This is a genomic window from Streptomyces decoyicus (genome assembly GCF_019880305.1).
GTDB lineage: Bacteria > Actinomycetota > Actinomycetes > Streptomycetales > Streptomycetaceae > Streptomyces > Streptomyces decoyicus.
This window is the reverse complement of the sequence record NZ_CP082301.1, coordinates 5406267-5420322: the sequence shown is the minus strand read 5'-3', so window position 1 is coordinate 5420322 and position 14056 is coordinate 5406267. Positions and strand designations below refer to the sequence as shown.

Here is a 14056-nt window from a genome sequence, read left to right as displayed (position 1 = left end):
CGCCCCTGACAGGCCCCCCGGCAAAGCCCGTCACCTGCGCAAACGACCAGGTGACCGGCTCCCCCAGGGGCGCTCATGCGAAGGGCCCTCTGCTCATTTTGGCGGCCTGGAGATACTGTGAACCTCCGGGGGAAACCCCCGCACCCCCGCACAGCCACCCTCATTCCTTCACGGCCGTCGCCGTTCAGAAAGGTGCGCTCGATGAGCGAGCATCATCTCCCGTCCCCACTCGAGGTCAGCCCCGAAGCCCCGGACCGCAACCTCGCCCTGGAGCTCGTCCGGGTGACCGAGGCCGGTGCCATGGCCTCGGGCCGTTGGGTGGGGCGAGGTGACAAGAACGGCGCGGACGGCGCGGCGGTCAAGGCCATGCGCGCCCTGATCCACACCGTCTCGATGAACGGCGTCGTGGTCATCGGGGAGGGCGAGAAGGACAACGCCCCGATGCTCTACAACGGCGAGCGCGTGGGTGACGGGACCGGCGCGGAGTGCGACGTGGCCGTGGACCCGGTGGACGGGACGACGCTGACCGCCAAGGGCATGGCGAACGCCGTGTCCGTGATGGCGGTGGCCGAGCGCGGCTCGATGTTCGACCCGTCCGCGGTCTTCTACATGGACAAGCTCGCCACGGGCCCGGAGGCGGCGGACTTCGTGGACATCACGGCGCCGGTGGCCGTGAACATCAAGCGGATCGCCAAGGCGAAGAAGTCCGCGGTCGAGGACGTCACGGTCGTCATCCTGGACCGGCCCCGCCACGACGGCCTGGTCAAGGAGGTCCGGGAGGCCGGGGCCCGGATCAAGTTCATCGCCGACGGCGACGTGGCCGGCGCGATCATGGCGGCCCGTGAGGGCACCGGCGTGGACCTGCTGCTGGGCATCGGCGGTACGCCCGAGGGCATCATCGCGGCCTGTGCGCTGAAGTGTCTGGGCGGCGCCTTCCAGGGCAAGCTGTGGCCCAAGGACGACGACGAGCGGCAGCGGGCGCTGGACGCCGGGCACGACCTGGACAAGGTGCTGGAGATCGGCGACCTGGTCCGTGGCGACAACGTCTTCTTCGTCGCCACCGGCATCACCGACGGCGAACTGCTGCGCGGGGTACGCTACCGCGCCGAGAACGCCTACACCCAGTCCCTGGTGATGCGTTCCAAGTCCGGCACCATCCGCCAGATCGACTCCCAGCACCGGCTGTCCAAGCTGCGTGCGTACAGCTCGGTGGACTTCGAGCGCCCCAGCTGATCCCGTACGGGCCGCCCGGCACCGCATGCACTTCGCCCCCGTCGGAGAGTCTCCGGCGGGGGCGAAGTGGCCCATACGCCCTGGGTCCTGGGGTGCGTCCGATGGGCCGAAGCCGCTCGCGCGGCCGTCTAGCCGGCCGCAGGCATATGGGCCGCGCGCTGGAGCTCGGTCTCCCGGCGCCGCCGGCGGGTCAGCACGACCCGGCGCTCGGCCGCGGTCAGACCTCCCCAGACGCCGTACGGCTCGGGCTGGAGCAGCGCATGCTCCCGGCACTCGACCATCACGGGACAGCGGGCACAGACCCGCTTCGCGGCCTCTTCTCTGGCCAGTCGCGCGGCGGTCGGCTCCTTGGACGGGGCGAAGAACAGCCCGGCTTCGTCCCGGCGGCACACCGCCTCCGAATGCCAGGGACCGGCCTCGTCACGAGCAGGCATTTGCTGGGACGGAACGACAGCGGCATCCTGCAGGGGCTGATGCGGTAGCAGCACGGTCTACTCCTGACGACGGCTTCGGCGCGAGAATCACCCTTGCCCGTCTCGCTGCGCACGGCCTATTTCCGCACCCCGCAGCCGTACGAGAGACGATGCACCAGCCCTACCCGCTGTACGCACGCTTATGCATACCGTGGCGATCGTGCGACAACGAGAAAATCGCGGGTGACGTCCCCTTCCGTGGGTCGGCCGCCGCCGGTGCGGCGGCCGGGGGCCGTACGCGGCCTCAGGCTCCCGTGTCCCCGCGGAACCGGTCCCGGCGCTCGCGGCGCTCGGAGCGCCGCCGCTCGTGCCACTCGTGCCGTCCCGCGCGCAGTTGCTGATGACGCTCACGCCGCTCCTCGCGCAGCTCGTGGCGCAGCTCCCGATGCCCCTCGCGCAGCCGGTCGCGCAGATCGCGGATCCAGGCACCGCGCTTGGGCTTGGCCTCCACGCTGCCCAGCACGGCATAGCCGCCCACCAGGACCTGCGGGGCATGGGTGTCCTCGGCGTCATGCGTCTCGACCTCGAAGCTGCCCAGGACGCCGGCGCCGCTGCTGCGCAGCGTGATGTTCTCCGGGACCCGGATCTCCACGCTGCCGAAGATCGCCGTGACGTTGATCTGGACCTGCTGCTGCGGGAAGACCGCCTCGGTCAGGTCGATCTCGACGGAGCCGAAGAACGCGACGGCGTTGATCCGCGCGGGGGCCTGCCAACGGCCCTTGCGGACGGAGGCGCTGAAGATCGCGACGAGGTTCTGGTCCGGGACCGGGGCGCCGGGGCCGTAGACGTACGCGTCCTGGTCCGGCTGCGCGCGGCCGGCGCCCGCCGCGGGCAGGTCCCGTACGACGGGCTCCAGTTCGCCCATGGTCTTGGCGCGGTAGACGGTGTCGATCCGCTCGGCGTGCTCCTCCGGGTCCAGCCGGCCCTCCGCCAGCGCCTCACGGAGGATCTCGGCGACCCGGTCGCGGTCCGCGTCCGACGCACGGATGTCGCCCTCGGCCACGGCGGGCCGCGCGGACGCCGTCTTGGTCATGTTCACCGGCTGCCGCTCCCGGAGCTGATCCTGCTTCTGAAGCGTTCCGGGCGGGGTCTCGGGGCCCGGTCGTCCCCCGTTGTCTGCTTCCACGGCCCCAGCGTACCGAAACGCGATAGATCGCGACCAGGGATCGACGCGACAGGTCTCGCACGTACTGAGCCTTACCTCACAGCGGCGTCCGCGCGCCAGGGTTCTACGCTGTGGAGGCGCTGCCGTAGATGCCAGCCGGACCTCTCCGAGTAAGGAATGACCTTCGATGCCGGAATTCGCCTACACCGACCTTCTCCCCGTAGGTGAGGACACCACGCCGTACCGCCTCGTCACCGCGGAGGGCGTGAGCACCTTCGAGGCCGATGGCCGGACGTTCCTCAAGGTCGAGCCGGAGGCGCTGCGCAAGCTGGCCGCCGAGGCGATGCACGACATTTCGCACTACCTGCGCCCGGCGCACCTCGCCCAGCTCCGCAAGATCCTGGACGACCCCGAGGCCAGCGCCAACGACCGCTTCGTCGCGCTCGATCTGCTGAAGAACGCCAACATCGCCGCCGCGGGCGTCCTGCCCATGTGCCAGGACACCGGCACCGCGATCGTGATGGGCAAGCGCGGCCAGCAGGTCCTGACCGAGGGCGGCGACGAGGCGGCCCTCTCCCGCGGCATCTACGACGCCTACACCCAGCTGAACCTGCGCTACTCGCAGATGGCTCCGCTGACGATGTGGGACGAGAAGAACACCGGCTCCAACCTCCCGGCCCAGATCGAGCTGTACGCGACCGACGGCGGCGCCTACAAGTTCCTCTTCATGGCCAAGGGCGGCGGCAGCGCCAACAAGTCCTTCCTCTTTCAGGAGACCAAGGCGGTCCTCAACGAGGCCTCCATGATGAAGTTCCTGGAGCAGAAGATCCGCTCGCTCGGTACGGCCGCCTGCCCGCCGTACCACCTCGCGATCGTCGTCGGCGGCACCAGCGCCGAGTACGCGATGAAGACCGCCAAGTACGCCTCCGCGCACTACCTCGACGAGCTGCCCGCCGAGGGCTCGCCCACCGGCCACGGCTTCCGCGACAAGGAGCTGGAGGAGAAGGTCTTCGAGCTGACGCAGAAGATCGGCATCGGCGCGCAGTTCGGCGGCAAGTACTTCTGCCACGACGTCCGCGTCGTCCGCCTGCCCCGCCACGGCGCGTCCTGCCCGGTCGCCATCGCCGTCTCCTGCTCCGCGGACCGCCAGGCCGTCGCGAAGATCACCGCCGAGGGCGTCTTCCTGGAGCAGTTGGAGACCGACCCGGCGCGCTTCCTCCCGGACACCACCGACGAGCAGCTGACCGAGGGCGCGGGCCCCGACCTCGACGCGGTCGCCATCGACCTCAACCGCCCCATGGACGACGTCCTGGCCGAGCTGACCAAGCACCCGGTCAAGACCCGCCTCTCCCTCACCGGCACCCTGGTCGTCGCCCGCGACATCGCGCACGCCAAGATCAAGGAACGGCTGGACGCCGGCGAGGAGATGCCGGAGTACCTGAAGAACCACCCGGTCTACTACGCGGGCCCGGCCAAGACCCCCGAGGGCTACGCCTCCGGCTCCTTCGGCCCGACGACCGCGGGCCGGATGGACGCCTACGTCGAGCAGTTCCAGGCGGCCGGCGGCTCGAAGGTCATGCTGGCCAAGGGCAACCGCTCCCAGCAGGTCACCGACGCCTGCGGTACGCACGGCGGCTTCTACCTCGGCTCGATCGGCGGGCCCGCCGCCCGGCTGGCCCAGGACTGCATCAAGAAGGTCGAGGTCCTGGAGTACGAGGAGCTCGGCATGGAAGCGGTCTGGAAGATCGAGGTCGAGGACTTCCCCGCCTTCATCGTCGTCGACGACAAGGGCAACGACTTCTTCCAGGACCCGGCGCCGACCCCGACGTTCACGAGCATTCCGGTGCGTCAGGGCAGCTGACCTACTGAGTTCCGAGAGCCCCCGGCGCGCTTCGCGCTGGGGCTCTCGTTCTTGCTGCCGCCCTCCATAGGCCCAACTGAGCGCGCCTGCCGCCTTCCCGCAGCCGCTCCAGCAGCAAGATCACGGTCTACGGCTGGCGCACCAGGTCGCGCTGGTACCAGATGCCGGCCTTACCACCGAGGCCGACCGGGTCGGCCGGGCCAACCGGAACGAACCCGGCCTTGGCAAGCACCCTCTGGGACGCGGCATTGCCGCGGGAGGTGGCCGCCCGCAGTGTGCGCAGCCCGTGCCGCGCCGCCGCCGGCCGGCACAGCTCCCGGACGGTCGCGGTCGCCACACCGCGGCCGGCAACATGCTGCGCGACCCTGTAGCCGAGCTCGGCGGTGCCGTCCTCGAAGTCGTACAGGTTGAACCGTCCCAGAACCGAGCCATTCTCAGCGACGAGCACGTAGAAGGCGCTGATGTCGGCCTCTTGCTCGGCCAGCAAGGCGCGGTACCGGTCGGCGAACCGGTCGAAGAACTCGTCACCCCGGTCGGAGACCGAGGCAGCGAAGTAGGCGCGGTTCGCCAGCTCGAAGGCCAGGACCGCGGGGGCATCGCCTGCATGCAGCCGCTTCAACTCAGGCACTGCCCGACTGTATCCGGATGGCGCGCTGAGGCCACCTGAGTTTCCGCCACCGGCAGACGGCCCCAAGACCAGGGCACATGACGATCTACGGCTGGAGTATGAAGCCTCAACGCCGAGCCCCGCGCGTTCCTCGACGGCCGGAGCGACCGCGCGTACCCGTCCGTCCGGACCGAAACTCGCTGGCGGGCTTGCGGTGGCGCGGTCGACTATGGGCCGCATGAGTGACCAACCCGCACGATGGAGCCAGGCGAGCGTCTACCCCGACATGTGGGCCGACCCGGACGACGACCCCCGTAACAGCGAAGGTGTCAGTCCGGACGGCGAGCTGGCGACGCTTCAGGACTTCCTGACGAACTACCGCATAACCCTGCGGATGAAGTGCGAGGGCCTGGACGCGGAGCAACTGGCGCGTCGGTCGGTTCCGCCGTCGACGATGTCGCTGCTCGGCCTGCTCCGGCACCTCGCCGAGGTGGAGCGGGACTGGCGCAACTGGATCAGCGACGGCGAACCGCTGCCGAAGCTGTACGGCGAGCGTGACGCGGACTTCAACGGAGCCGTCGGCGCGCAGGCCGAGGTCGACGCCGCGTATGCCGATCTGGCGCGCGAGCAGGCCGCGACCGATGCCGCGCTGGCCGAGCACCCGGATCTGGGCGAGCGTCTGGGGAAGGACGGGTTCGCAGTCCGGGAGCTGCTGGTGCACCGGATCGAGGAGTACGCCCGTCACTGCGGGCAGGCCGACCTGTTGCGCGAGTGCATCGACGGAAGGGTGGGTCAGTAGCGGGGGCCGGGGGCTCCATCCGCTGCCGGAGGCGCAGGCGCGGGCCGTCACTCCCTGGCGGCCCTCTCCGAACGCTCGGAGAGAGCCACCCCACCGCCAGGGCTTGTGCGGGGTGGCACTAGCGCCCGCGATGACGGGGGCAGGCGCACGGCGGCCAGGACTGGCTGAGCCCGTACACGTCGAGCGGCTCACCGGCCACGACGTGCACCGGCGCCCGCTCCTGCGTGACCACGCCGTCGCGGCTCGCGGTATAGACCCGCAGGGTCATCAGGGACTGCCGGGGCGGCGGGCCCGGCGGCGTGCGGCCGGCGTTCACCAGACCACCTCGGCGGGCCGGGGCCGGCGTTCGTACGCGGCGTAGTAGGGACGGACGAGGGGTGACGCGTCGCCGTCCAGGGGCCGTTCGACGGGGCGTCCCCGGCGGCGGGCCGCGCGGGGGAGCCGGGGCGGGCTCCACGGCAGCACGAGGACCGTACGGGCGGGCATGGGGCGGCCGCACGCGGAGGGGGCGGGCGCCCGGTGCCGGCCCGTTGCTCGCGGGATGAGTAAAGCCCGCACCCACGCGAGGCAACGGGCAATAGGTTGAAGCATGTTGACGCTCCTGAGATTGCTCAGCGTTGGCCGTGCCCCGGGGCCGTTCGCGCGGCCGCCGGGGTAATTACCTTCTGTGTCCTCATGGTTGCTCTGCGCTGGCTACGCTCAACAGAGGGTTGTTGTCCCAGATCACGTTCGGGACAGGGAGGGATAGGCCTATGACCTTCGAAGCGCGAGAACTTTCACCAGACCGCTCGGTGCGCGACCTCTTCGGCGCTGAGTTGCGTCGCCACCGGGAGCAGGCAGGCATGTCACTACGACGGCTCTCCGAGGTGGTGAACTACAGCAAGTCCCAACTGGCCCGGATCGAGGCCGCCGAGTCGCTGCCGTACGACGATCTGCCGACGAAGCTGGACGCATGCTTCGGCACGGGCGAGCTCTTCGCTCGCTTGCACACCCTCGCGAAGAGGGAACCGTTCCCCGGCAAATACCGCCGCGTCATCAGCGAGATCGAGAGTAGGGCCGCGGTCATCGAGGAGTACGCGAGCGCCACGATTCCTGGTCTCCTCCAGACTCGGGAACTTGCGGAAAAGTCACTGCGATGCGGTAACCCCTACGCCTCGGATGCCGAGGTCGCGAGCTTGGTACGGGCCCGGATCGATCGACAGGCCCTGCTGGACAAGCCCAAGCCACCGCGATGCTGGTTCATCCTCGACGAGGCAGTGTTACGGCGCCCGGTCGGTGAACCCGAGGTGATGCGCCAACAGATGTCCGCCCTGGTCGAGGTGGGTATGAGACCACATCTCACCATTCAGTTACTGCCGTTCGCGGCTGGTGGGCACGCAGAGGCAGGCAGCTCGCTCATGCTCTACACCCTGCCGCACCAACCGTTGACGGCCTATGAAGAAGGAAGCCACTCCGGGACAATTATCGAAAACCAGAGCGACGTCGCCATCCGCCGCGAGAACTACGATCTGCTCAGGGCCATGGCCCTCTCGCCCCGCGACGCCGAGGCGATGATCCGAGTGGCAATGGAGGACTGGACGCCATGCGAGCCGCCCCTGACCTGAGTACTGCCGTCTGGCGCAAGAGCAGTTACAGCAACAACGAAGGTGGCGTGTGCGTCGAGGTCGCCGACGAGATACCCGGCCTCGTCCCCGTCCGTGATTCCCAACGCCCCCACGGCCCCGCCCTCCTCATCCCCGACGAGGCCTGGACCACCTTCGTAACCGGCCTCAAAACCGACGGATTCGCATGCTGAGCGCTCCCGGCCCCGACCTGACCGCCGCCGTCTGGCGCAAGTCCAGCTACAGCAATCAGGAGGGAGGCAACTGCGTCGAGGTCGCCGACGGCCACCCCGCTCTCGTCCCCGTCCGTGACTCCAAGAACCCCCACGGACCCGCCCTCCTCATCTCCCACCACGCCTGGGCCGCCTTCATAGCGGGGCTGAAGGGTGAGCGCCCTGCAGGCAGGTGACTTACGGACGTGCCCGGGAACAGATCGCCGTTCCCGGGCACTGACATAGGTATGAGCGACAACAGCGCATTCGGCGACTCTCACGGCTTTCGGACCGAGCACGACTCCATGGGCGAGGTGCAGGTGCCCGCGCATGCCAAATGGCGGGCGCAGACGCAGCGTGCGGTGGAGAACTTCCCGATCTCCGGGCAGCGGCTGGAGCGGGCGCACATCGAGGCGCTGGCCCGTATCAAGGGGGCGGCCGCCATGGTCAACGGGGAGCTGGGGGTGCTGGACAAGGACATCGCGGAGGCCGTCCAGGAGGCCGCCGCCGCGGTGGCGGAGGGGCAGTGGGACGACCACTTCCCCGTCGACGTGTTCCAGACCGGGTCCGGGACGTCGTCGAACATGAACACCAACGAGGTCATCGCGACGCTGGCGAGCGAGCGGCTGGGGCGGGCGGTCCACCCGAACGACCACGTCAATGCCAGCCAGTCGTCCAATGATGTCTTCCCGTCGTCGATTCATATCGCGGCGACGTCGGCCGTCCTCAACGATCTGGTTCCGGCGCTGGAGCATCTCGCGGAGTCGCTGGAGCGGAAGGCGGAGGAATTCGCCGAGGTCGTGAAGTCGGGGCGGACGCATCTGATGGATGCGACGCCGGTGACGCTGGGGCAGGAGTTCGGCGGCTATGCCGCCCAGGTGCGGTACGGCGTCGAGCGGCTGCGGGCCGCGCTGCCGCGGCTGGCGGAACTGCCGCTGGGCGGCACTGCGGTGGGGACGGGGATCAATACGCCGCCCGGTTTCTCGGCCGCGGTGATTGCCGAAGTGGCGCGGGCGACGGGGCTGCCGCTGACGGAGGCGCGGAATCATTTCGAGGCGCAGGGGGCGCGCGACGGGATCGTCGAGACCAGCGGGCAGCTGCGGACGATCGGGGTCGGGCTGACGAAGATCGCCAACGATCTGCGGTGGATGGCGTCGGGGCCGCGTACCGGGCTCGCGGAGATCGCGCTGCCGGATCTTCAGCCGGGCTCGTCGATCATGCCCGGGAAGGTCAACCCGGTGATCCCGGAGGCGGTGCTGATGGTCGCAGCGCAGGTCACCGGCAATGACGCGACGGTGGCGGCGGCCGGGGCGGCGGGCAACTTCGAGCTGAACGTGATGCTGCCGGTGATCGGGAAGAACGTGCTGGAGTCGGTGCGGCTGCTGGCGAATGTCTCCCGGCTGCTGGCGGACCGTACGGTCGACGGGATCACCGCGAACGTGGAACGGGCCCGCGAGTACGCCGAGTCGTCGCCGTCGGTCGTCACTCCGCTCAACAAGTACCTCGGGTACGAGGAGGCCGCGAAGGTCGCCAAGAGGTCCGTCGCCGAGCGGAAGACGATCCGTGAGGTGGTCCTCGAAGGCGGCTATGTCGAGCGGGGGCTCCTGAGCGAGGAGCAGTTGGACGAGGCGCTGGACGTCCTGCGGATGACGCACCCCTGAGCCGGGCCCGCCCTCCGTCCCCCGTCCCGCACGCACAGGCTCCTGTTGCGGCGCGGGTTCCGGGGGGCGGCCCGCATTATCATGCCCGTAACGCCCAGTGCGGCTCATGTCACGGCGCGCGTCATGCCACGCCTCTAAGATCTGCGCATGACAGCGGACATGGTGGACACCACGGAAGGCGAGACGGCCGGCGGACGCGGGACGGCCGGGGCGAAGGGGGCGGCGGGCAGCGCGGCGGAAGCGACGCGCTGGGCGCCGGGGGACCACATCCTGTGGCGCTACCGCGACAACGCCGACGCCGCGCGGTTCCACATCTGTCGTCCGATGACCGTGGTCCAGGACACCGACGAGCTGCTCGCGGTGTGGATGGCGCCGGGCACCCCCTGCATCAAGCCGGTGCTCGCCGACGGCACGCCGGTGCACCGCGAGCCGCTGTCCACCCGCTACACCAAACCGCGCCGGACCGCCCACGACCAGTGGTTCGGCACCGGCGTGCTGAAGCTGGCCCGGCCCGGGGACCCGTGGTCGGTGTGGCTGTTCTGGGAACGTGGCTGGCAGTTCAAGAACTGGTACGTCAATCTGGAGGAGCCGCGCCGCCGTTGGGCGGACGGCATTGACTCCGAGGACCACTTTCTCGACATCTGTGTCTATCCGGACCGGCACTGGGAGTGGCGGGACGAGGACGAGTTCGCGCAGGCGCAGCGGGACGGGCTGATGACGGACGCACGGGCCGCCGAGGTCAGATCGGCGGGGCGGGCCGCGATCGCACAGATCACGGCCTGGCGGGAGCCGTACGCCGACGGCTGGGAGGACTGGCGGCCCGATCCGGCCTGGGACGTCCCCGGGCTCCCGGACGACTGGGACCGCGCGCCGGAACGTTTGCGGTCGTGAGGGAGCGAAGGGGCATCACACGACTGAAGGGGGCGAACCGTGGAAAGCTGCGCCCACGGGCAAGGCTGTTTCCTGCGGGGCGAGGAGCGGGGCCGAGCCCCCTTGCTGCGCCCCGGGTCTTCAAACGTAGGATCGTCCTCCGCAAGACTGCACAGGCGCAACTCCAGAACGGGAAAACGAACTTGACTGCGGTCGCAGGAGGCGCGAGGTCGTGAGTGCAACTCACTACGACGAATACGAGGGGCTGAACCGGTTAGCACTGGACCGGGCCGGCCAGGCCGAGGCGTTCGACGCGATCGGTGACCGGTACGACGACGCCTTTCCGCACAAGGAGGGCCAGCTCGCCTCGGGCTCCTGGCTGGCCGGCACCCTGCCCGCAGGCTCACGCATCCTGGACCTCGGATGCGGTACGGGTCTGCCGACCGCCCGTCAGCTCGCGGACGCCGGGCACCGCGTCGTGGGAATCGACCTCTCCCCCTCGATGGTCGAACTGGCCCGGGAGAACGCCCCGGACGCCGACTTCCACCGGCTGGACATCGCCGATCTGCGCGGCGGCCGGCTCGGCGGCCCCGGCTCCTTCGACGGTATCGCCGCTTATTTCTCACTTCTGATGCTGCCCCGGGCGGAAATCCCTTACGCACTGGGCATGCTGCATGATCTGCTACGACCCGAGGGGCTGTTGGCCCTGTCCATGGTCGAGGCGGATGTGGACGACTTCACCATTCCGTTCCTGGGCAACTCGATCCGGGTATCGGGTTACCTGCGGGACGACCTGCGCCGGGTCGTGCACGACGCGGGTTTCGACGTCGTCGGGGAGGATGCCTACGCATACGCCCCGGCGAGTACGGACGTACCACCCGAGATCCAGCTCTTTCTGCACCTGCGACGCGCCTGAGACGCAGCGCGTTGGGCGCGTCCCGCACGGGCGGCGCGCCCGTAACGTGGCACGTCGGGCGCACAGCCCCGGACGGATGGAATCCCACGCGTGACGGAGCACCCCCCCTCCCACGAATCGCGGCGGTCGGCCTCGACCGCCGCGGACTCGGCGTCCCCTGCTCGGGGGCCGGCCGGGACGGCGTCGTACGGCGCGGTCCCCGACCCGCGCAGCGCCCTCCAGCAGCCCGCCACGGCCGGGTTCACTCCGGTGCCGGGCACCGGGTTCGCAGTGCGCGGCGGTGACGACATAGGCCTTGCCGGTGTCGCCGTCACGGCCTCGGCCGGTGCACCGGCCCACCACGATGACGAGCCGGCCGCGGATCACGGCGCGGCGCGGCGGGACCCGTCGGCGGACGCGGACGGTACTGCCGCGGGCCACACCGACGGGCGCACCAGCGATCACAGCGCCGCGCACAGCGGCGGTCATGCCGCCGTACGGGACGCTTCGGCCCCGTACGGCGACGCGTACGGGGAGGTGGCCATGCCTGCGGGAGGACGGCCGGGCGGGGCGGCGGATGCGGGGCGGGAGACGGCTCGCGCCGGACGGCGGGTGGCGCAGGGCGCGGTGGGCCGCGCCGAGGCGCCGGAGCCGGGCGAGGAGCCGCATCACGGGCAGCGCCCGCGCGGCGGCGAGGGCATCGGGCGGCCGCGGGAGGGCAGCACTCCCAGCGGCTCCGGGCGGTCGCGGCCGCGTGGCGGCGAGCCGGGCGGAACGGTGCCGGAGCAGCCGTCGGCGCCGCACGGCGGACGGTCCGCGGGCCCGGAGGGCCACCGGAGCGAGGCGGCGCGGCCGGCGGCCGGGGAGGCCATGGCTGACCGGCTGACCGGGCAGGGCGGATCGCCGCAGGGCCCGCCGCCCGTTCCCCCGGCCCGCTCGGCGCATCCGGGCGAGAGCAGTGAGGTGGCCGCGGCCCGGCAGGCGGGCGGCGACCGGCTGCGCTTCATCGGGGCGGCGACGCGGCGGATCGCCCGCGGGATCGACCTCGACGAGATCGTGCTCGGGCTGTGCCGGGCGACGGTGCCGACGTTCGCCGACGCCATCCTCGTCTATCTGCGGGATCCGCTGCCGGTGGGCGATGAGCGCCCGACCGGGCCGGTGGTGCTGCGGTTGCGCCGTACCGACCGTATTCCGGAGGAGCCGGACACCAACGGCGCCCGGCTTCCGGTGCTGCCCGCGCAGCCCGATCTGGGTCCGGCGATGGGCGGCAGCGCCGCGGAGCTGGCCGAGGTGGAGCCCGGCGGCCCGCTGGCCGAGGTATTGCGGGGCGTACGGCCGTTGTTCGGCGAGGCGCAGGCGGCGCGGACGGCGCTGCCGGAGCTGCTGGGGCCGGATCCGCGGCTGCCCGGCGGCCACCGGGTGATCCTGGCGCCGCTGCGCGGCCGCCGGCGGGTGATCGGCGCGGCGGTGTTCCTGCGCCGCCCGGACCGGCCGGCGTTCGAGCCGGACGATCTGCTGGTGGCGGCGCAGCTGGCGACGCACACCGCGCTGGGCGTGGACAAGGCGGTGCTCTACGGCCGCGAGGCGTACATCGCCGACGCGCTCCAGCGCACGATGCTGCCGGACTCGCTGCCGCAGCCGACCGGGGTCCGGCTGGCCAGCCGCTATCTGCCGGCCGCCGAGACGGCACGGGTGGGCGGCGACTGGTACGACGCGATCCCGCTGCCGGGCAGCCGGGTGGCGCTGGTCGTCGGCGATGTCATGGGCCACTCGATGACCTCTGCCGCGATCATGGGCCAGTTGCGGACGACCGCCCAGACACTGGCGGGGCTGGACCTGCCGCCGCAGGAGGTGCTGCACCACCTCGACGAGCAGGCGCAGCGGCTGGGCACGGACCGGATGGCGACCTGCATGTACGCGGTGTACGACCCGGTGGCGCACCGGATCACCATCGCCAACGCGGGGCATCCGCCGCCGGTGATGCTGCACCGCGGCGGGCGCGCCGAGGTGCTGCGGGTCCCGTCGGGCGCGCCGATCGGCGTCGGCGGGGTGGACTTCGAGGCGGTGGAGCTGGACGCCCCCGCGGGCGCCACGCTGGTCCTCTATACGGACGGTCTGGTCGAGTCGCGGATCCGGGACGTGTGGACCGGTATCGAGCAGCTGCGGGAGCGGCTGGCGGAGACGGCCCGGCTGACGGGTCCCAACCCGCCGCCGCTGGAGCCGATGTGCGACGAGGTACTGGACATGCTGGGCCCCGGCGACCGCGATGACGACATCGCGCTGCTGGCGGCCCGGTTCGACGGGATCGCGCCGAGCGATGTCGCGTACTGGTATCTGGATCCGAAGGCGCAGACGGCGGGGCAGGCCCGGCGGCTGGCCCGGCGGGCGCTGGCGCGCTGGGGTCTGGAGGAGCTGACCGACCAGCTGGAGCTGCTGGTCAGCGAGGTGGTGACGAATGCGGTGCGGTATGCGGAGCGGCCGATCACGCTGCGGTTGCTGCGGACGGACGTGCTGCGCTGCGAGGTCGGCGACGACGTCCCGCAGCTGCCGCGGCTGCGCCAGGCCCGGCCGTCGGACGAGGGCGGGCGGGGGCTCTACCTGGTCAACCGGATGGCGAGGCGCTGGGGCGCGACCCGTCTGAGCATGGGAAAGGTCGTCTGGTTCGAGCTGTCGATGCCTCCGGGGGCCCAGCGCCCCTGACTCCGGGCGGGCGCACGGCGCCCTGTCCCACATATTGGA

At 71.0% G+C, this 14056-nt stretch carries 15 protein-coding genes; 10 read left to right on the top strand and 5 right to left on the bottom strand.

What is annotated here, in order from left to right; translation table 11 throughout:
- Window positions 1-201 precede the first annotated feature (201 nt).
- A complete protein-coding gene (gene glpX / locus K7C20_RS23995; protein WP_030082414.1) occupies window positions 202-1233 on the top strand; it encodes a class II fructose-bisphosphatase in 1032 nt (343 codons plus the stop codon).
- A gap of 128 nt (window positions 1234-1361) precedes the next feature.
- On the opposite strand, the gene K7C20_RS23990 is transcribed toward glpX, so the two are convergent.
- Together K7C20_RS23990 and K7C20_RS23985 are read right to left on the bottom strand one after the other, a co-directional pair.
- Window positions 1362-1667, bottom strand: a complete 306-nt coding sequence (locus K7C20_RS23990) for a WhiB family transcriptional regulator (protein WP_199812666.1) — start codon at window positions 1665-1667, stop codon at window positions 1362-1364.
- A gap of 283 nt (window positions 1668-1950) precedes the next feature.
- Window positions 1951-2832: a DUF1707 SHOCT-like domain-containing protein gene (locus K7C20_RS23985; RefSeq protein ID WP_342452591.1), complete on the bottom strand. Its 882-nt coding sequence runs from the start codon at window positions 2830-2832 to the stop codon at window positions 1951-1953.
- A gap of 166 nt (window positions 2833-2998) precedes the next feature.
- Here K7C20_RS23985 and K7C20_RS23980 point away from each other — a divergent pair, with 166 nt between their 5' ends.
- Window positions 2999-4672, top strand: a complete 1674-nt coding sequence (locus K7C20_RS23980) for a fumarate hydratase (RefSeq protein ID WP_030082408.1) — start codon at window positions 2999-3001, stop codon at window positions 4670-4672.
- Window positions 4673-4799: 127 nt separating this feature from the next.
- On the opposite strand, the gene K7C20_RS23975 is transcribed toward K7C20_RS23980, so the two are convergent.
- Window positions 4800-5300 carry a GNAT family N-acetyltransferase gene (locus tag K7C20_RS23975; RefSeq protein WP_030082406.1) on the bottom strand — a complete coding sequence of 167 codons (501 nt, stop codon included), beginning with the start codon at window positions 5298-5300 and terminating at the stop codon, window positions 4800-4802.
- Window positions 5301-5517: 217 nt separating this feature from the next.
- Here K7C20_RS23975 and K7C20_RS23970 point away from each other — a divergent pair, with 217 nt between their 5' ends.
- Window positions 5518-6078: a DinB family protein gene (locus K7C20_RS23970; RefSeq protein WP_078953471.1), complete on the top strand. Its 561-nt coding sequence runs from the start codon at window positions 5518-5520 to the stop codon at window positions 6076-6078.
- A gap of 118 nt (window positions 6079-6196) precedes the next feature.
- Here K7C20_RS23970 and K7C20_RS23965 read toward each other — a convergent pair whose 3' ends face one another.
- Window positions 6197-6394, bottom strand: coding sequence for a hypothetical protein (locus K7C20_RS23965; RefSeq protein ID WP_030082403.1), 198 nt, complete (start codon window positions 6392-6394; stop codon window positions 6197-6199).
- Window positions 6391-6564, bottom strand: a complete 174-nt coding sequence (locus K7C20_RS23960; protein ID WP_160328761.1) for a hypothetical protein — start codon at window positions 6562-6564, stop codon at window positions 6391-6393. The genes K7C20_RS23965 and K7C20_RS23960 overlap by 4 nt, the downstream gene beginning before the upstream one ends.
- Before the next feature lie 266 nt (window positions 6565-6830).
- On the opposite strand from K7C20_RS23960, the gene K7C20_RS23955 reads away from it, so the two are divergent.
- The 7 genes from K7C20_RS23955 (at window position 6831) to K7C20_RS23925 (ending at window position 14017) form a co-directional block, all read left to right on the top strand.
- The gene (locus K7C20_RS23955; protein ID WP_030082402.1) at window positions 6831-7682 is read left to right on the top strand and encodes a helix-turn-helix domain-containing protein; all 852 of its coding nucleotides are present in this window, start codon (window positions 6831-6833) and stop codon (window positions 7680-7682) included.
- Complete coding sequence (locus K7C20_RS23950) at window positions 7661-7873, top strand: DUF397 domain-containing protein (protein ID WP_030082399.1); 213 nt, start codon at window positions 7661-7663, stop codon at window positions 7871-7873. Before K7C20_RS23955 ends, K7C20_RS23950 begins: the two co-directional genes overlap by 22 nt.
- Window positions 7867-8088, top strand: coding sequence for a DUF397 domain-containing protein (locus K7C20_RS23945; protein ID WP_030082394.1), 222 nt, complete (start codon window positions 7867-7869; stop codon window positions 8086-8088). The genes K7C20_RS23950 and K7C20_RS23945 overlap by 7 nt, the downstream gene beginning before the upstream one ends.
- A gap of 51 nt (window positions 8089-8139) precedes the next feature.
- Entirely contained in the window at window positions 8140-9552 is a 1413-nt protein-coding gene (locus tag K7C20_RS23940) for a class II fumarate hydratase (RefSeq protein ID WP_053210014.1), read from the top strand.
- 147 nt (window positions 9553-9699) lie between these two features.
- Entirely contained in the window at window positions 9700-10443 is a 744-nt protein-coding gene (gene fomD, locus K7C20_RS23935; RefSeq protein ID WP_245171638.1) for a cytidylyl-2-hydroxypropylphosphonate hydrolase, read from the top strand.
- 211 nt (window positions 10444-10654) lie between these two features.
- Window positions 10655-11338, top strand: a complete 684-nt coding sequence (locus tag K7C20_RS23930; protein ID WP_030082386.1) for a class I SAM-dependent DNA methyltransferase — start codon at window positions 10655-10657, stop codon at window positions 11336-11338.
- Between the two features lie 522 nt (window positions 11339-11860).
- Window positions 11861-14017 carry a SpoIIE family protein phosphatase gene (locus tag K7C20_RS23925; RefSeq protein ID WP_342452592.1) on the top strand — a complete coding sequence of 719 codons (2157 nt, stop codon included), beginning with the start codon at window positions 11861-11863 and terminating at the stop codon, window positions 14015-14017.
- Window positions 14018-14056: the final 39 nt, after the last annotated feature.